Here is a 16,902-nt window from a genome sequence, read left to right as displayed (position 1 = left end):
GAGAAACCCATGAACGATCTCCCGGCAAGGGCGCCCGTCGTCGAATTGCGCGGCGTCGCCAAGATCTACGACGTGCCGGCGGGCAGGTTCACCGCTCTCGATGGGGTCAATCTCGAAATCGCCTCCGGCGAGTTCGTCGCAGTCGTCGGCAAATCGGGTAGCGGCAAGACGACGTTGCTGAATCTCCTCGCTGGAATCGACCGTCCGACCAAGGGTGAGGTGATCGTCGCCGGCACGAGCATGGGTGCGCTCTCCGAATCCAGGCTTGCCGAGTGGCGGGGCCGGAATGTGGGCCTGGTCTTTCAGTTCTTCCAGCTGTTGCCGACGCTGACGGTTGTCGAGAACGTGGCGCTGCCGATGGACTTTGCAGAGCGTATCCCGCGCGCCAAGCGCCGGCATCGTGCTCTCGAGCTTCTCGAGCGAGTGGGTATCAGGGATCAGGCGGACAAATTGCCGAACATGCTGTCGGGTGGGCAGCAGCAGCGGGCGGCTGTCGCGCGGGCGCTGGCCAACGACCCTCCGGTGCTGCTGGCCGACGAGCCGACGGGAAACCTCGATTCGATCAATCGCGCCGCGGTCCTCGAGCTCTTTGCGGACCTCAATGCCGATGGGCGCACCATCGTCATGGTGACGCACGAACACGATGCCCGGGCGTTCGCGACGCGCGAGGTGACGATGGTCGATGGCCATATCGACGCGATGCCCCAGGCGGAGGCCGGCGATCCCGGGACGCCGGACGAACGGCTATGACGGGACTGTTGCTCATCAAGCTGCTGCGCGACCTGCGCACCATCTGGGGACGCATCGCGATGATGGTCCTTGCGATTGGCCTCAGCCTCGTTGTCTTCAGCGCCATGCTCTACGCCCGCTCGATCGTCGAGTCTCAGGAGACCATCGGCTACGCCAGTACCAACCCCGCGTCCGCCAGGCTCCTGCTCGATCCAGCCGTGCCGCTCGATCAGATGGAGGTTGTTCGCGCGCTGGCGCAAGCCGAACCGGCAGTCATCGATGCAACCATGCGTTCGGTGTTCTCGCTCGAGATCGCGGACGATGCCGCTGGGTCGGCGCCGACCCAGCTCAAGTTCTTTGTCGCCGCGCCCGACGATCCGATGCGGATCGCCAGGTTCGACGTCGAACAGGGCAGCTGGCCGCCGCCGCCGGATGGGCTGCTGATGGAGCGGTCGGCGCTCGCGTTCCTGAGGCTGAAGGTTGGCGAGCAGGTCAAGCTCGCTGGTGCCGATGGCGGGCCGGTGACGCTCACGATCACCGGAGTGGTCCATGATCCCAGCCTTGCGCCAGCCTACACGTCGCAGGCGGGTTACGGCTTCATCTCGACCGATACCCTGCCACTCCTCGGCATGCAGCCATCGCTCGATCAGTTGGTGATGACAATCGCCGACCAGCCGGGCCAGGTGGAACCCAGCCACGATCGCGACAGCATCGTGCGGTCGGCCCTCAATGTCGTCGATCGGCTGAAAGCCTTGCCGGGCCTCGCCGTCGAGGAGGTCGCGGTTCCACCGCCCTACGAACATCCGCACCACCCCCAGTCGAGCCAGCTGCTCGCGGCGCTGGTGTCGTTCGGTGCGCTGTCACTGGTATTGAGCGCAATTCTCAGCGCCACCATGTTCGACGGTCTTCTCGCCCAGCAGATACCGCAGATCGGAATCCTGAAGGCAGTCGGCGCAAGCTCGGGCCGCATCCTGCAGCTCTATCTGCTGCTGATCCTCCTGGTGTCGGGGGTCGCCACCGCGCTCGCTTTCGTCCCGGGGATCCTGCTTGGCGAGGCGCAGGCTCGGAGGATCCTCAGCGGCGCACTCAATATCGACATCACCAGTCTTGCGGTTCCGTGGTGGACCTATGGCAGTGTGATAGGCCTCGGCGTCGGCCTGCCGCTGCTGTTCGCACTCGCACCGCTGGTGCGGGCGAGCCGCAGGACCGTGCGCGAGGCGCTCGACGATCGTGGCGTCGATCGCCAGGGCGTCAGGACGGGCAGCTTCTATGCCTGGCTCGGCAAGCTCCACGGCATGGAACGGGCGCTCCTGATGGCGTTCCGCAATCTGTTCCGGCGGCGGGCGCGGCTCCTGCTCTCGGTCGGCCTCCTGGCGACCGCAGGAGCAATCTTTGTTGCCGCGCTCAACACCATGGCCGGTGTTCAGGCGATCCCAAACGCGCTTGTCGATGCGCATCGCTGGGACGTCGAACTGAAGCTCGCAACACCAGGCTCGGCTCCCGACCTGCTCGAGGCCGTATCAGGGGTGCCCGGCGTTGTCACGAGCGAGGCCTGGACGACTGTTACCACCGGTGTCCAGTACGCCGGGCAGGTCAACGTCACCCGCACCTATCCCGATCAGGGGCACGGCTCAGTCAGCTTGACGGCACTCCCCCTCGGTACGTCGCTGTTCGATCCTCCGCCCGTCCTCGAAGGGCGGTGGCTGCGTGCGGACGACATCGACGCGATCGTCCTGCCGCAGACCCTGAGGAAAACCCTCCCCGGCATCGGGGTGGGCGACGCGATCGAGCTGCCGATCGCGGACGTGCTCACCACCTGGCGCGTCGTCGGCATCGTCAACGAGCGATCGAGCGCGACGTGCCCCTGCGTATCTATCGCCAATTTCGAGCAAGCCACCGGGCGCTCGCGCACGGCTAATCTCCTACGTATCGCAACTGATCGTCACGATCTCGAAAGCCGTGTCGCGATCGGTGCGGCAGCGGCGCAAGCGCTTGCCAACGCCGGAATCGAGGTCCAATCGGTTCGACCGTTCGACACAATGATTGCCACCACCGAGGAGCACCTCGGCACGCTGGTGGGGCTAGTCTTGCTCTTCGCATCGGTCATCGGCGCCGTGGGCCTCATCGGGCTTGGTTCGATGATGAGCACAAACGTCGTCGAACGCACGCGCGAGTTCGGGGTGATGAGCGCAATCGGTGCACCCGCCTTCACCGTATTCCGGCTCGTGGCCTTCGAAGGCCTCTTCACCGCCGCTCTCAGCTGCGTGGCCGCCGCTCTTCCCGCTCTTTTGCTCACCATGCTCATGGGCGCGGGCCTCGGTAACCTCTTCATGGGCGCGCCCGTACCCTTGGTGATCTCGCCGTCCGCAATCTTCGTCTGGATCGTCATTGTCATGCTAGGAGCGGGGCTCGCCACACTCCTTCCCGCCTTTCGCGCAACGCGGCTGACGGTGCGCGAAGCCTTGGCGTATCTTTAGGAACCGCCACGCTGGAAGACCTGGTCTTGCCGCCAACGCGCACAATGGCATGCCGTTCGCTGACGGACCGACCATTTCGTTGTGGAAGCGACTATCGAAGCGCATCGGGTAGCCAGGTCGCGATCTGCGGGAACAACAGGACGAGAAGCAGCGCTGCGATGTTGGCGATCAGGAAGGGAGTTATCCCTCTGAAGATGGTGCTCAAAGGTATGTCGGGACGCAGGCCCTTGATGACGAAGACGTTGATGCCGATGGGCGGGGTGATCATGCCGATCTCGATGACCATCACGTTGACGATGCCCCACCAGACAAGGTCGTAGCCGAGTTCTGCGACAATGGGCACGACAAAGGGCAGCGTCAGGACCATTCCGGCGAGCGCGTCGAAGACGCAGCCCAGCACAATATACATCATCACCAGCGCGAAAATCACCGCCAGCGGTGGCAGGCCCTGTCCCTGAATCCAGCCGGAGATCTCGGAGGGCATGTGCGACAGCGTCAGAAAATAGCCGAATATATTGGCCCCGATTACGATCATATAGAGCATGGCGATGGAGCCGGCCGACTCGTAAAGGGTTGCGAAGAACGTCGCACCGGTCATCGAGCGCCGCATCAGGGCGAAGAGCAGAGTCAGCACCAGTCCCACTCCGGCCCCCTCGTTGACCGTGAAGAAGCCGGAATAGATGCCGCCCATGACGATGACGATGATGAGGATCGGGCCGATGCCGTGTCTGGTTTCCCGCAACCGCTCGGGAAAACTGCGGCGCGGCTCGTTCCCGGCCGCATCGGGGTCGAGAAGCAACTGAATTCTGATGGCTGCAATGAAGAACACCACCGAGAGCAAGCCAGGTATGATGGCGGCAAGGAACAGGTCGATCACGAACTGCTCGACCTGGACCGCGTAAATGACCATGATGATCGAGGGTGGGATCAGCGAGCCGAGCGTTCCCCCGGCGGCCAGCGTTCCGGCGCACAGTGAGAGGCTGTAGCGGCGCTTCTCCATCTCGGGAAGCGCGATCCTGGCCATGGTGGCGGCGGTGGCGATGGATGACCCTGCGATCGCACCGAACCCGGCGCAGCCGAGGACCGTCGCCATGGCGAGGCCGCCCCTGAAGTGCCCGATCCAGGCGTTGGCGACCCGATAGATATCGGCGGATAGGCCGGCCACCCCCGCGAAACCGCCCATGAGCAGAAACAACATCACCACGGCGAAATCGCGGTTGGTGAGCATGTTCACGGTTTCGGTTCCGAACAGCGACAGCATGCTGGCGAGGCTGCCGGTGAGGATGAAATAGCCGGCCGCACCGACGACCGTCATGGCGATGCCCACCGGAACCTGCAGCAGGATGGCGAGCACCAGGCAGACAAGCCCGGCAACGCCTGTCTCAATCGGGCCCAAGCTCACAACACCGTCGCCGAGGGGTCGCGAACGCGCGCGACGTCCTCGACCGGTGTCGGGGAGACGAAGCGGGCGATGTAGTCGATGACCTGTGCCAGTTGCACCGGCACGCAGATTGTGAAGAGTGTCGTCGCCGCTGCCCATACCGGCCAGACAGGGACCCTGAGTATCCAGGTGGTCTGGCCGCTGTTGGCGACATCGATCGTGTATACTGCCAGCTGCCAGGCAATGACCGTGAAGACTGCAAGCATGAGCAGGTGCCCCAGGAGGTCGAGGCCCTCCCGCAGACGCCAGTGCAACATGCCGGCAAAGCGGACGGCGATATGCTGCCGATTGGCCAGCGAGGCCGGAAAGCATGCAGCAGCGGCTACGACGATGATCAGGTCGGTGGCGTCGCTGAAGCCGCTGATCGGACGGCCGAACAGTTCCCGGCCCGCTATGTCAGCGATCGCCAGTATCGACAGCACCAGCAGTGCAGCAAGACCGAGAATGGCCAACCAGCGCGAAGAGCTACGAATACCTTGCAGCAAGTTGAGGGGCCTCGTACATCGAGAACGGATGAGCGGACACCGCCGCTCAGGTGGCAGCCGTCCCTGGGTCACCGGGTGGCGCGAACGGCGTCGCGGGCGGCAATCATTTCCTCATAGAGGTCGACGCCTTCTCTCGCCGTTCTGAACGGCTCGACAAGCGGCGCCAGCGTCTCCTCCATGGCGGCGACATCGGCCTCGGAGAACTCCACCAATTCGTGCTCGGGATCCTCTTGCAGCGATGCCAGGGACTGCTCGTTCTGCTTGTCGAGGTTCTCGGCCAGCACGCGCGTAAACCACTCGCCGCTGAACTCATCGAACGCCGCCTTGGCCTCCGGCGGCAGGCTGTCGTACTTCGCCTGGTTCATCGGGAACATCACCGCGACGTTCCCCAACGGCACATTGATGACGTGGTACTTGGCAGTATCGGCGATGCGGAAGTTGTAGACGTTGCCGAGATCCATGGGGCTGCCGTCGACGACGCCGCGGGAGATGTTCTCAGCGATCTGCGGGGCCGGAATACCGCCCACCGCGACGGCGCCCAGCGCCTCTGCCATCGCGCCCTGCACCGGGCCGCCGACGCGAAGCTTCAGTCCGGAGATATCGGCGGGAGAACGCACCGGATCGCTGGTGTGCAGATAATAAGGGCCGACCTCGGCGATGCCGACCAATTCAAGATTGTCGAAGCCCGAAAGCAGCTCCGCCTCATACATTTCCAGCGCCGTCAGGCTTGCCTCGACAGTGGAGTCGAAGACGAAGGGGAGCTCGAAGATTTCGAGTTCAGGAAAGCGTCCGGGCGTATAGGCCGCAACCACTTCGGCAATGTCGACCACGCCATCCTCGACCAGCTTGAGCTGCGCAATCGGATTGGGGCCGAGGGTGCCGCCAGGATAATGCTCGATCCTGATCGTCCCCCCCGCGGCCTCTTCCACCGCCTTGATGAAAGCGGGAATCGTTTCCTGATTGTTAATGCTGGTGGGCGCAAAGGCGCTGGCAAACTTGATCACCACCGGCGACTGCGCGACCGCCGATCCGCTCGCCATCCCGACCGCGGCCAGAGCGGTCATGAGCAATTTCATCGCATTCATCCCACTATTCCAATTCCTGTTTCGCCGGGGCTGTCGATTGGAAGTAGACTAGACCCCGAAATGGCGGGCGGGAATAGCCATTGCCAAGCAAGCTGGGGTGGCTGCCGGCCGTTCCGGGCGGCTCCGCCTTCCTCCTTCCACCGCCTTGGCGGTGGTCACGTCGCGTATGCCACGCCATCTTTCATCGCATCCGCTCCGGCCGGCGTCCGGTGGTGCTAACTACAGAATGCGGGGCGTGTCACCACGCCCCGGCATCGAGTCGCACGAACTGGCATCAATTGGCGGCGAAGCAATAGAAGTAGCCGTTGCCGCCGGTACCGATCAGATCGTCCTGGCTGCAGCCGCGCGAAGGATGCGCGGCATTCCACGAGGTGCCGGTGGCCAGATCTTCCGGCCCCATGCGATCGGAGTGACCGACCATGGCGCTGCCTTCGCCGTTGCTGGTCCAGTCGCTGCAGGTCATGTCAGCGGCAAGCGTGCCGTCCTCATTGGTGCCGGTGAGGATGTCGTGCTGGTTCGGCTCGTCGCCCCGGCCCTTGACGATCTCGCCGGTCTCGGTCAGCGCGGTCTCCTTGGTGATGTTGTTGGCGTCGCTATGGAGCGAGGCAACATCCTCGGCGATCACATCGCCGTTGGCGTTGGTCCAGGGACCGGCGCCGATGCGATCGCGTGCGTCGACGCCCTCGGCGCTGAGATAGGCCATCCAGGTCTGGCCGGTGGCGCCGGCGGCTTCGGCGAGCATCTGGCAGTGGGCGTCGGCGCCCTCGAGGCCACCCAGATTGGCGCCGTCGCCGAGACCAGCGCTGGTGACGAAGAAACTCATGGCACTCCCGGCCTCCTGGGCGATAGCGGCGGGAATTCCGGACATGACGAGGGCCGCCGTGGCGGCACCAACAAGCAGTGGTTTCATGAAACCCTCCCTTTCGGCCCCGAATGGGCCTGATTGGGTAATGCGCCAGAGCGCATGAATATTCCCTGCTCGCGAAATCGTGAGCGGCTGGCCGGGGAATGCCTGTCCGCCGGCCGGTGCACGCAGGTCAGGCCGCGCGACTCAGGGCGAGGTTGATCTGGTCGGCCAGCTGCCGCTCGTCATAGGGTTTGCCCAGCCGCGCGACGTCGAGCCTGGCGTCGTCCGGCAGTTCGGCGTAGCCGGTGGCGAGGATGACCGGCAGGTGGGGGCGCAGGGCCCGAGCGGCCTGGATCAGCTCCACGCCGGACATCCTGGGCATGGAGAAATCGGTGAGCAGCAGGTCGATGGGCTCGTCGCTGCCGATGATCTCGAGCGCCCGCGCGCCCGAGCTCGCCTCGATGGCCGTATGACCAAGGTCCTCGACCATGGCAACGGTACTCATGGCGATCAGGGGGTCATCATCGACGACGAGGATCCGGGACTGTGCTGCCGGCGCGGCGGTCGGCGCGGTATCGCGCATGGTGGCTGCTTCTGCCATGTTGTCATCCGCGGCACAGGGCAGCAGGATGCGCGCGCACGTTCCCTCGCCGGGGGCGCTGGTCAGTTGCAGGGCACCCCCCAGTTGCAGCACCAGACCGTGGATCATCGAAAGCCCCAGGCCCGTGCCCTTGCCGACGCCTTTGGTCGAAAAGAACGGCTCGACGGCGCGGCGCAGCGTTTGCGCATCCATGCCTTTGCCGGTATCGGTGACGACGATCTCGACATAGCTGCCTGGCGCGAGATCGGGCGGCTCGCTGCCGAGGGCAGCTTCACCGACCTCGATGGTGATCGTGCCACCCTCCGGCATCGCGTCGCGAGCGTTGACGACAAGGTTGAGCAGCGCCAGCTCGATCTGGTTGACGTCTACTTCCGCAGGGGCCGGCGACGGAGAGGGGTTCACCACGACCTCGATGCCGGCACCGACCGACTGGCGCATCAGTGGCGTCAGGTCCGAGATCAGCGCCACCAGATCATGGCGTTTGACCTCGAGCTCCTGGCGACGTGCGAACGCCAGCAGCCGCTGGGTGAGCGAAGAGCCTCGCCGGGCGCCTTCGAGAGCGCTATCGATCAGGCGGACAGCGCGCTCGTCATTGCCGACATGGCGACGCAGCACCTCGAGATTGCCCAGGATAGCCATCAGCAGGTTGTTGAAGTCGTGCGCAACACCGCCGGTCAACTGGCCGATGGCTTCGACCTTCTGCGACTGCACGAGCTGCTCCTCGGTCTTCTCGCGCTGTTCGATCTCGCGGATGGCGCGGGCATGCGCCTCCTCTAGGGCGGCGGTACGGGCCGCGACGCGCTGCTCGAGGCTCTGGTTGACCGCCACGAGCTGCTGCTCGGACGTCTTGCGTACCGTGATGTCGGAGGTGACGCCGACGATCTTGGAGGGACGCCCTTCGGCGTCGAGCAGCCGGCGGCCGTGCATCTCGGCCCAATGCTGCGAGCCGTCCGGCCAGACAATGCGACACTCGACCCGGTAGTCGGCCCCCGATTGCCCGGTGTGCTCAAGGGCCGCCAGCACCGGCTCGCGATCCTCGGGGTGAATGCTGGCGAGAAGCTCGGAATAGCCGAACACGGCGTCGCCCGCACGTCCAAAGGCGCTCCTCGTCGTTGCCGACGTTTCGAGCTGCATGGTCAAGAGGTCGAGTTCCCAAGTGCCGAGGTTTCCCGCAAGCAAGGCCGTGTCGAGCCGCTCGCGGCTTTCGGCAAGCTCGGCCAGGCGGGCGCGCGCCTCATACTGCCGCTTGCGGGCGCCGACGGCCGCCTTGACGATGCTGGCGAAGGTCGTCGGGTGAAACGGACGCTCGAGAAAGGTGACGTTGCCGAGCAGTTCCAGCAGCCGCGCGGCGTGCGGGTTCCGCTCCGGTCCGCCGCCGGCGTGGGTGAGGATGACGATAGGCAGGTCCGACCAGGCGGGCTGCGCGCGCAGCCAGCGATCGAAATCGGTGAGGTCTGCGGTGGCCAGCTCTTCCTGGGTGACCAGCGCCATGCTGGTGTCGTCCGAGAGCCCCGCTACCAGCGCTCGCAGGTCGGGCACCGATCTGCCTTCAATGCCGGAGGTGGTGAGCAGCCCTGCTGCGACGGCCGCATCGCGGCCCCTCGGAGCCAGGATCAGCGCATGCGCAGTCTGGCTCACGGCCCGCCTTTATCCTCAGGTCCGATCCTGCCCGTGCCGCCGACGAATGTGGGCACGCCCCGCAGGACGCCGTGAAAGTCGTCGAGGGGCTTGCCGACGACGAGACCCTTCGCTCCCATCCAGAATTCGCGAATGGTTTTCTCGTGCGAGCTGGTGCGCTTCTTGATGACGGAAATCGCTCGCCGCACCTTGCCCACCGCCTCGAAATATCGAAGCAGGATGACCGTGTCGGCGAGATATGTCACGTCCACCGGTGATTTCATGTCCCCGACCAATCCGTGCTGCGCTACTGTCAGGAACGTTGCTGCGCCCTGGCGGTTCAAATATTGCAGCAATTCGTGAATATGCAGGACCAGCGCGTTCTCCTCGGGCATGGCCGCCTGATATCCGTTAAGGCTGTCGATGAGCACCGCCTTGGCGCCGATGCGATCGACCGCTGTGCGCACGCGATGCGAGAACTCCCCGGGGGAGAGCTCGGCGGCGTCGACCTGCTCGATGTGCAGGGCCCCCGCCTCGACCATTGCGGGCAGATCGAAGCCGAGCGGCTTCATGCGGTCAAATAGCAGCCCGAGCTCCTCGTCGAAGATGAAGGCCGCCGCCTTCCCGCCGCTGGAGATCGCGGCATCGATGAACTGGATGGCGACGGTGCTTTTGCCCGCGCCGGCAGGCCCGATGATGAGAGAATTGGAACCCGCCTCGATACCGCCGCCAAGCAGAGCGTCGAGCTCGGGTGAACCGCTCGAGAGCCGCGACCGGTCGAACCTGGTCCGGTGCTCTGCCGAAACCAGGCGCGGGTAGACTTCTATGCCGCCGGTGCTGATGGTGAAATCGTGGTAGCCCCCGCGAAACTTCTGCGCGCGGTACTTGAGGACCTTGAGCCGGCGTCGCTCGGCCCCGTATTCGGGCGTAATCTCCTCGAGATGGATGACGCCGTGGGCGACGCTGTGCACGGTCTTGTCGGCAGCGTCCGAGGTCAGGTCGTCCAGCAGCAGCACCGTTGCCCCGTTGCGGGCGAAATAGTGCTTGAGAGCAAGTATCTGGCGGCGATAGCGCAGCGAGCTCTGCGCCAGGAGCCTGATTTCGGAGAGGCTGTCGAGCACCACGCGCTGCGGCTTGACCGCCTCGACCTCGTCGAAAATGGCTTTGGTCGCCTCGCCCAGTTCCAGGTCGGACGAGTAGAGCAGCGTCTGCGTCTGGTCGGAACTCAGCAGTGCTTCGGGTGGGACCAGCTCGAAGACCTTGATCAACGGGCTAAGTTTCCAGCCATGAGAGGCAGCGCCAATGCGCAGTTCGTTCTCGGTCTCCGACAGGGTGATGTAGAGGCCGGTTTCCCCCGTCTTTTGGCCTTCGAGCAGGAATTGAAGGGCGATGGTGGTCTTTCCCGTACCGGGCGATCCCTCCAGCAGGAACAGGTGCCCTTGTGTCAGCCCGCCTGCCGTGATGTCGTCGAGGCCGGCGATGCCGAATCTTGCTTTCGGGCGGGCGGGCACGGTCATGGAGTTCCCCTGTAGGCGAAATGGCTTAGCAATACCGGGCGAGCCCCGCGGATCGCGTGCCCCGGTTTCGATCAATTCACATCACGCTCCAGCGAGCCAACGTTCCTTCCTGGTTGTCGGCTGCGGACACTTCTTGTCATTCACCGCCCTTGAAACGCCAGGCGGGGGCGGCTCCAAAGACCCGCCCCATGCAGCAAATGACGAAATCGCCGGTCGATCAGTAGTTCGCAACCGCCACGCCAGCGGCGCCGCCGCCCGCTGCACCGACGATTGCGCCCGGATAGCCGGCAACCGCGCCGCCCACAGCTGCACCGGCTGCGCCGCCAACGGCTGCGCCCGTCATAGACCGCTGTGTCGTTGTGCAAGCCGCTAGCGACAACGCGGCGATCACCACGAGTACAACAGGGGTAAGTTTCCTCATTTTGGGTCATTTTCTCCGTGGTAGGATGCAGAAGGAATAAACAAATCCCCCGACTGGTTCCACAGACGCATCAACCGGATGCCCGGCCGCAGGACGGCGATCGCCTCCCGCCGTGCCAACTGCCGAATTGTCTAACCTATCGCGCCCGCGCCATGCGATGATGATCCGCACCGCGGCGACCATGCCCGGTCGATTTCAGGACAAGTCAGATGGCCAAAGGTCAGATGCGGGGAAACCGCGAAGCAAAGAAACCCAAGCAGGACAAGCCCAAGACGATAGCGGCTGCCGCATCGACGAAAGGCGCGGTGACGCTCGGGGAGCACAAGAAGCCAAAGCACTAGGGTATGTAGCTATTCAGGTGATGCCGGTCTGCAAATGACCGTATTCGCTTGCGCAGCCCTTCGGGTCTGTGCTTCCGGCCTTCGCCGGCCGAAGCATTCTCGAGCGTTAGCGCTCCAGGAAGGGCTACGGCCGGCATAGGCCGGTACTCACGTAGCCTAAGCTACGCTGCGCTCCGGTTCTCGAAAACAGCCATTTTCGCCTCGGCCTGACCCGAATCCCAACACACCCTGGAGCGCAATGCGATTGACGGAATCAAGTCATTGGGCTGCTTCGCCTTGCCGCCGACCCTCGAGCGCAATAAGCCGTTTCCGAACAGGTGAGGGGCCGTGCGCATAGCGGTGACGGGCACACATGGCAGCGGCAAGACCACGCTGATCGACGACTTCGTATCCTCCCATGCCGACTATGAGAGCGTGCCCGAGCCTTATTGGTTGCTCGCGCAGAACGGCATGCCGTTCTCGGACGGACCGACCGTTGCCGACCTCGAGGAACAGCTCAGGCAAAGCTGCAAGCTGATCCTCGATGAGACTCGCGGGCGAAATGTCATCTTCGATCGCTCCCCGCTGGATTTCCTCGCCTATCTCGACGTCGTCAGCGCCGGAGAGGGCTTCGAGTGGTTGCCGGACGGGCGGCTTCTCAGCCGGATCGGCAGGGCCCTCGCGTCGCTCGATCTGGTGGTCTTCGTGCCTCTCACCCAGCCGGACGAGATCGCCGTCGCGATCGAATACCCGCAATTGCGCAGCCGCGTCGACACGCGGTTGAAGGCCATGTTGCGAGACGATGACCTTGGGCTGCTCGAACGCGGACCGCGTGTTGTGCAGGTTTCCGGCTCGCGCGAAGAGCGCGTCTTGCGGGTTGCTGCCGTGCCTGGCGGGGTGTGACTCTGGTTGCGGCCTTGCGGCCGGTCGTTCGTCGCCCCCCACGGTTGAGGTCAAACTCTGCATCCTTAGCCCGGCTCAGGGGTTGATTCGACAAGATCCATGTCCGCGATGGTTCGAACGATCTTGCCAACGAACCTGCGGACGATCTTGCGAACGGACCCGCCATGACGGACCAGCAGGCCATCGCCGAGCAGCCCGCAGTCATCCGCCGCTCCCGGCGCATGGACGGCATCGATGCGGCCCGGGCCCTCGCCCTGATCGGCATGCTGGCGGTGCATTTCGGCCCGCAGCTGGGCTCCGGCCCCGGCGGCTTCCTGTTGTGGTTCCCGCATGGGCGCGCCTCGATCCTTTTTGCGGTGGTTGCCGGCATCGGCATGGCGTTTTTGACTGCCGATCCGCAGCGGCGCCTGCGCGGCCGCCTGCGGCTCCTGTGCTACGGCCTGGTGCTGCTGCCGGCGGGATTGATCCTCGAGCCGCTGGACCATCCCGTGGCGGTGATCCTCCACCACTATGCAGCGTTCTTTGCTCTCGGGGCGTGCGTCGCAGGCCTGAAAGGGCGCACATTGCTGACCCTTGCGCTGGCGATGACCCTCATCGGACCCGCGATCTTCTTTGCCGGACGCCTTTCCCTGCCTGAGCTCTTCGACCGCAGCACCGTCAGCATTCATGACGATCCGGTGACGATCCTCACGGGACTGCTGTTTTCGGGACCTTATCCGCTCATCACCTGGTCCGCCGCGCTGCTGTTCGGCTTCTGGCTGGGGCGCGGGAATCTGCGCGCGCGCCGTACCGCCCTGTGGCTGGTTGTGGGAGGCGTCGCGGTCGCGGTGGCGGCGATCCTCCTTTCCTTTGCGCTTTTCGACATCCTCGGCCGACCGACATCGAAGGGCGACTGGCGGTTCCTGTTCACGGTCGCCGCGCACAGCCAGATGCCGCTCTGGCTGATCCAGGCAACGGCCCTGGCGGCCGCCGCTGTCGGGCTCTCCCTTGTCGCGGCGCGGTGGCTGCCGTTGGCGACCGCGGGGTTTGCCGCGCTCGGGCGCCTGACGCTGACGGTTTATGTCGCCCATATCCTGGCGATGATCATCTGGCCGGATGTGCTGATCCATGAGGACGTTGCGAGTGGGCTCTGGTCGACGGGGCTGTTCACTGCCCTCGCCATGCTCATTGCCGTGCTCTGGCAACCGCTTGGCCGCGGGCCGATCGAACGGTTGATGCACGGGTTCTGGGAATGGGTGGAGGATCTCCTGCCGGAGAGGCACGAGCAGGCGGGCGCCGCGGCCGAACGGCCAACGCGACACGAGCATCTCCGGCCCGCGAGTTGACGGTGTTGTGCAGGTTGCGCGCGTGCTCGGGCTGAGATGACGCGGACGCGAGCCAGGTCGCGCGGCCGACCGGATGCCTCCTGCAGACCGTGACGCAACGCCTCAGCCTGCCTCGAGCCTTGCCTTCAGCCGCGGTCGGGCGAAGTCGGCGAAAGTACGCAGTTTCAACGGCAGGATGGGTTGCGCCGTGTGCACGAGCTGGACAGGGAGCGGCTCGGGCTGAAATTCCTGCAGCACCACGACCAGGCTGCCATCGGCGATCGCGTCGGCGACCTGATAGGAGAGAATGCGGGCAATACCAGCTCCGGCAAGGGCGGCATCGATCGCGCCATAGGCGGTGTTGACGGCAAATCGCGGGCCAAAGGGCACGGCAATGGGCTCGCTGCCTTTGCGGAAGGTCCAGCTATCGGTCGCATAGAGCCGCTCGAAGGCGATGCAGTCGTGGCCGCCCAGCTCCTCGAGGGTGCTCGGGATGCCGCGTTCGGCAAGGTAGGCGGGGCTCGCGCAGGTGATCCAGCGCACCGCACCTAACTTTGTCGCAACCAGGCTGCTGTCGGGCAGCTGTCCGATGCGCACGCCAAGATCGATGTGGTTTTCGACCAGATCGACGAAGTGGTCGGCCAGGTTCAGGCGCACGTTGATGTCGGGATAGGTCCTGAGAAAGTCGAGCACGACGGGCTCGACATGCAGCCTGCCGAATTCCACCGGCGCGGTGATCAGCAGATCGCCACGCGGCGCACGGTATTCGCCCGTCGCGGCCCGCTCGGCTTCATCCAGTTCGTCGAGAATGCGCCTTGAGGTTCCAACGAACGCGCGGCCTGCATCGGTCAGCAACAGTTTGCGGCTGGTGCGCACGACCAGTTGGGCGCGCAGGTGCGCCTCGAGATCCGACACCCGGCGGCTAACCGTGGGCAGCGGCACGCCGAGCGAACGCGATGCCGCCGACAGGCTCCCGCCATCGACAGCCGCAACGAGCGTGCGCATGGCTTCCAACCGGTCCATTTCAACATTCCACAAAACGGAAGGGTGCATTCCTATTGCGAGGGATACTGCAATTTTGCGCAACATACTACGTCCTTGGCACCGGCCGATCCCCGGTCGCCACTCAAGAAGGATTTGCCCATGTCCCGTATCCCGCAGCCCTCGACAATCGCCGACGCGCCCGAAAACTCGCGACCACTGCTCGAGGCCGTGGCCAAGCAGCTTGGCTCTGTTCCGAACCTGTTCCGTTTGGTAGCAACCAGCCCGCAGGCGCTCGAAGGGTATCTCAGCCTCTCCGGCGCGCTGGGCAAAGGGGACCTGCCTGCTGCCACTCGCGAACGGATCGCGCTCGCCGTCGCCGAGGTGAACGGCTGCGACTATTGCCTTTCGGCGCACAGCTACCTTGGCAAGAACCTCGCCAAGCTGGATGACGCCGAACTCGCCGCCAATCGCGATGGCGCATCCAACGATCCCAAGGCCGATGCGGCCGTCCGCTTTGCCGCCAAGGTGGCGCGGGATCGGGGGCATATCACTGACGCCGATTTCGCCGCGGTGCGCCTGGCCGGCTACAGCGACGCACAGATCATCGAGATCGTCCAGCACGTCGCGCTCAACACCTGGACGAACTCCTTCAACACAGTGTTCCAGACCGAAGTCGACTTCCCGCTCGTCACCGCCCGCAAGGCCGCGTGATCGCCCGGATGCGGACACCGGCTTTCCCGCGACCGGTGTCCGCCTCTCCCGCTGCCGATGAGAGAAAGCCTCGATGACCCCCGCAAGCGACATCGCCTTCACCCCGACAGTCAAGGTCCTGCAGGAGCAACGCGGGTCACGCGCCGGCTATGCCAGGATGGAGGAGCGGGGCGGCTTTCGCACCGTTATCTCCGAGGATCTGGCGCAGTTCCTTGCGACGGTCGACACTGCATACCTGGCGACCGCCAATGCCGCAGGGCAGCCCTATGCCCAGCATCGGGGCGGGCCCAGGGGGTTCATCCGCATGGTCGGGGCGCACACGCTCGCCTTTGCCGATTTCACCGGCAACAAGCAGTTCATTTCAACGGGGAACCTGGCTGAAAACGACAAGGCGTTTCTCTTCCTGATGGACTATGCCCACCGTCGCCGCATCAAGATCTGGGGCCGCGCACGGGTCGTAACCGACGATGCGGCGCTGATCGAAAGCCTGATGCCCGGGGACTATCGAGCGCGGGCAGAGCAGGCGATCCTGTTCGACGTGGCGGCATGGGACATCAACTGCCCCCAGCACATTCCGCAAAAGATCGACGCCAAGGACGTCGCCGAAGCGGTGGCCCGGCTGGAAGGTCGGATCGCCGATCTCGAAACAGAAAATGCTGCCCTGAAGGCGACGATCGAAAGGAACCGTGCATGAGCCGCCCGCCACTGCCGCCCTTCACCGATGGCAGCGCCGCAGAGAAGACGCGCCTCGCCGAGGACGCCTGGAACAGCCGCGATCCCGCACGCGTTGCCCTCGCTTACACGCCGGACAGTCGATGGCGAAATCGCGCCGAGTTCCTCACCGGACGCGAAGCTATCCAAGCGTTCCTTACCCGCAAATGGTCACGTGAACTCGACTATCGGCTGGTCAAGGACGTCTGGGCCCATGCCGGCAACCGCATCGCGGTCCGCTTCGCCTATGAATACCACGATGACAGCGGCAACTGGTTCCGCGCCTATGGCAACGAGAACTGGCAGTTCGATGCCGAGGGGCTCATGGAGCGGCGCATTGCCAGCATCAATGAGCATCCCATCGCTGAGGCCGACCGCAAGTTCCATTGGCCCGCGGGACGGCGTCCCGACGACCATCCCGGGCTGACGGCACTGGGGCTCTGATCTCGCGCATGGAAGGCGTGGGCGGTTCGCGCTGAAACCCGAAAGCCGCCTATCGGCTGAGTTCGATCACTCACCCACGACGATGCGACTGCGGCCGGTGTTCTTGGCGGCGTAACAGGCGGCGTCGGCGCTCACCAGTGCGGTATCGGCATCCATCCCAGGTGAAAGGCTGACGATGCCGATGCTGGCGCTGACGACGTGCGGCCGGCCGGCGAGCTGGATTGGAATGGCGCAGATGTCGGACGCGATGGCCTCGCCTACGCGTTTTGCATCAGCGAGGTCGCAGCCACGCAGGAGTACGGCAA

The 16,902-nt window shown here is 64.7% G+C and carries 17 protein-coding genes; 8 read left to right on the top strand and 9 right to left on the bottom strand.

The window, feature by feature from the left end; translation table 11 throughout:
• The first annotated feature begins 9 nt into the window (after positions 1 to 9).
• Both QQK18_RS05275 and QQK18_RS05270 read left to right on the top strand, forming a co-directional pair.
• The gene (locus tag QQK18_RS05275) at positions 10 to 750 is read left to right on the top strand and encodes an ABC transporter ATP-binding protein (protein WP_284339255.1); all 741 of its coding nucleotides are present in this window, start codon (positions 10 to 12) and stop codon (positions 748 to 750) included.
• Positions 747 to 3,206, top strand: a complete 2,460-nt coding sequence (locus tag QQK18_RS05270; RefSeq protein ID WP_284339254.1) for an ABC transporter permease — start codon at positions 747 to 749, stop codon at positions 3,204 to 3,206. Before QQK18_RS05275 ends, QQK18_RS05270 begins: the two co-directional genes overlap by 4 nt.
• A 91-nt stretch (positions 3,207 to 3,297) precedes the next feature.
• Here the strand turns inward: QQK18_RS05270 and QQK18_RS05265 are convergent, their stop codons facing one another.
• The 7 genes from QQK18_RS05265 to QQK18_RS27650 all read right to left on the bottom strand — a co-directional run bounded on the left by QQK18_RS05265 (position 3,298) and on the right by QQK18_RS27650 (position 11,220).
• A complete protein-coding gene (locus QQK18_RS05265; protein ID WP_284339253.1) occupies positions 3,298 to 4,608 on the bottom strand; it encodes a TRAP transporter large permease in 1,311 nt (436 codons plus the stop codon).
• The gene (locus QQK18_RS05260) at positions 4,605 to 5,132 is read right to left on the bottom strand and encodes a TRAP transporter small permease (protein ID WP_284339252.1); all 528 of its coding nucleotides are present in this window, start codon (positions 5,130 to 5,132) and stop codon (positions 4,605 to 4,607) included. The genes QQK18_RS05265 and QQK18_RS05260 overlap by 4 nt, the downstream gene beginning before the upstream one ends.
• A 68-nt stretch (positions 5,133 to 5,200) precedes the next feature.
• Complete coding sequence (locus QQK18_RS05255) at positions 5,201 to 6,208, bottom strand: TRAP transporter substrate-binding protein (RefSeq protein ID WP_284339251.1); 1,008 nt, start codon at positions 6,206 to 6,208, stop codon at positions 5,201 to 5,203.
• Positions 6,209 to 6,491: 283 nt separating this feature from the next.
• Positions 6,492 to 7,127 carry a hypothetical protein gene (locus QQK18_RS05250; RefSeq protein WP_284339250.1) on the bottom strand — a complete coding sequence of 212 codons (636 nt, stop codon included), beginning with the start codon at positions 7,125 to 7,127 and terminating at the stop codon, positions 6,492 to 6,494.
• Between the two features lie 127 nt (positions 7,128 to 7,254).
• Positions 7,255 to 9,303, bottom strand: a complete 2,049-nt coding sequence (locus tag QQK18_RS05245) for a hybrid sensor histidine kinase/response regulator (protein ID WP_284339249.1) — start codon at positions 9,301 to 9,303, stop codon at positions 7,255 to 7,257.
• On the bottom strand, positions 9,300 to 10,799 hold the full coding sequence (locus QQK18_RS05240; RefSeq protein WP_284339248.1) for an ATPase domain-containing protein: 1,500 nt from the start codon (positions 10,797 to 10,799) through the stop codon (positions 9,300 to 9,302). The genes QQK18_RS05245 and QQK18_RS05240 overlap by 4 nt, the downstream gene beginning before the upstream one ends.
• Before the next feature lie 217 nt (positions 10,800 to 11,016).
• On the bottom strand, positions 11,017 to 11,220 hold the full coding sequence (locus tag QQK18_RS27650) for a YMGG-like glycine zipper-containing protein (RefSeq protein WP_488798413.1): 204 nt from the start codon (positions 11,218 to 11,220) through the stop codon (positions 11,017 to 11,019).
• 209 nt (positions 11,221 to 11,429) lie between these two features.
• Here QQK18_RS27650 and QQK18_RS05230 point away from each other — a divergent pair, with 209 nt between their 5' ends.
• The 3 genes from QQK18_RS05230 to QQK18_RS05220 all read left to right on the top strand — a co-directional run bounded on the left by QQK18_RS05230 (position 11,430) and on the right by QQK18_RS05220 (position 13,768).
• Complete coding sequence (locus QQK18_RS05230; protein ID WP_284339246.1) at positions 11,430 to 11,561, top strand: hypothetical protein; 132 nt, start codon at positions 11,430 to 11,432, stop codon at positions 11,559 to 11,561.
• 327 nt (positions 11,562 to 11,888) lie between these two features.
• Positions 11,889 to 12,443, top strand: a complete 555-nt coding sequence (locus QQK18_RS05225; RefSeq protein WP_284339245.1) for an AAA family ATPase — start codon at positions 11,889 to 11,891, stop codon at positions 12,441 to 12,443.
• Between the two features lie 164 nt (positions 12,444 to 12,607).
• Complete coding sequence (locus QQK18_RS05220; RefSeq protein WP_284339244.1) at positions 12,608 to 13,768, top strand: heparan-alpha-glucosaminide N-acetyltransferase domain-containing protein; 1,161 nt, start codon at positions 12,608 to 12,610, stop codon at positions 13,766 to 13,768.
• Positions 13,769 to 13,870: 102 nt separating this feature from the next.
• Here QQK18_RS05220 and QQK18_RS05215 read toward each other — a convergent pair whose 3' ends face one another.
• The gene (locus tag QQK18_RS05215) at positions 13,871 to 14,770 is read right to left on the bottom strand and encodes a LysR family transcriptional regulator (protein WP_284339243.1); all 900 of its coding nucleotides are present in this window, start codon (positions 14,768 to 14,770) and stop codon (positions 13,871 to 13,873) included.
• Between the two features lie 120 nt (positions 14,771 to 14,890).
• Here QQK18_RS05215 and QQK18_RS05210 point away from each other — a divergent pair, with 120 nt between their 5' ends.
• From QQK18_RS05210 to QQK18_RS05200, 3 genes are all read left to right on the top strand, one after another.
• Positions 14,891 to 15,442 carry a carboxymuconolactone decarboxylase family protein gene (locus QQK18_RS05210; protein ID WP_284339242.1) on the top strand — a complete coding sequence of 184 codons (552 nt, stop codon included), beginning with the start codon at positions 14,891 to 14,893 and terminating at the stop codon, positions 15,440 to 15,442.
• A gap of 73 nt (positions 15,443 to 15,515) precedes the next feature.
• Positions 15,516 to 16,136 carry a pyridoxamine 5'-phosphate oxidase family protein gene (locus tag QQK18_RS05205; protein WP_284339241.1) on the top strand — a complete coding sequence of 207 codons (621 nt, stop codon included), beginning with the start codon at positions 15,516 to 15,518 and terminating at the stop codon, positions 16,134 to 16,136.
• Complete coding sequence (locus QQK18_RS05200) at positions 16,133 to 16,597, top strand: nuclear transport factor 2 family protein (protein ID WP_284339240.1); 465 nt, start codon at positions 16,133 to 16,135, stop codon at positions 16,595 to 16,597. Before QQK18_RS05205 ends, QQK18_RS05200 begins: the two co-directional genes overlap by 4 nt.
• Positions 16,598 to 16,663: 66 nt before the next feature.
• Here QQK18_RS05200 and QQK18_RS05195 read toward each other — a convergent pair.
• On the bottom strand, positions 16,664 to 16,902 hold a 239-nt coding region (locus tag QQK18_RS05195), incomplete at its 5' end, for a GGDEF domain-containing protein (protein WP_284339239.1).

It is taken from the genome of Devosia nitrariae (assembly GCF_030160115.1).
Lineage (GTDB): Bacteria > Pseudomonadota > Alphaproteobacteria > Rhizobiales > Devosiaceae > Devosia > Devosia nitrariae.
This window is presented reverse-complemented; position numbering and strand designations above follow the sequence as displayed.

Bases quoted from the DNA above. Each gene is read 5' to 3' on its own strand.
- QQK18_RS05230 (WP_284339246.1), top strand. From the start codon at position 11,430: ATGGCCAAAGGTCAGATGCGGGGAAACCGCGAAGCAAAGAAACCCAAG.
- QQK18_RS05215 (WP_284339243.1), bottom strand. From the start codon at position 14,770: ATGGACCGGTTGGAAGCCATGCGCACGCTCGTTGCGGCTGTCGATGGC.
- QQK18_RS05220 (WP_284339244.1), top strand. From the start codon at position 12,608: ATGACGGACCAGCAGGCCATCGCCGAGCAGCCCGCAGTCATCCGCCGC.
- QQK18_RS05200 (WP_284339240.1), top strand. From the start codon at position 16,133: ATGAGCCGCCCGCCACTGCCGCCCTTCACCGATGGCAGCGCCGCAGAG.
- QQK18_RS05255 (WP_284339251.1), bottom strand. From the start codon at position 6,208: ATGAAATTGCTCATGACCGCTCTGGCCGCGGTCGGGATGGCGAGCGGA.
- QQK18_RS05210 (WP_284339242.1), top strand. From the start codon at position 14,891: ATGTCCCGTATCCCGCAGCCCTCGACAATCGCCGACGCGCCCGAAAAC.
- QQK18_RS05275 (WP_284339255.1), top strand. From the start codon at position 10: ATGAACGATCTCCCGGCAAGGGCGCCCGTCGTCGAATTGCGCGGCGTC.
- QQK18_RS27650 (WP_488798413.1), bottom strand. From the start codon at position 11,220: ATGAGGAAACTTACCCCTGTTGTACTCGTGGTGATCGCCGCGTTGTCG.
- QQK18_RS05205 (WP_284339241.1), top strand. From the start codon at position 15,516: ATGACCCCCGCAAGCGACATCGCCTTCACCCCGACAGTCAAGGTCCTG.
- QQK18_RS05250 (WP_284339250.1), bottom strand. From the start codon at position 7,127: ATGAAACCACTGCTTGTTGGTGCCGCCACGGCGGCCCTCGTCATGTCC.
- QQK18_RS05270 (WP_284339254.1), top strand. From the start codon at position 747: ATGACGGGACTGTTGCTCATCAAGCTGCTGCGCGACCTGCGCACCATC.
- QQK18_RS05240 (WP_284339248.1), bottom strand. From the start codon at position 10,799: ATGACCGTGCCCGCCCGCCCGAAAGCAAGATTCGGCATCGCCGGCCTC.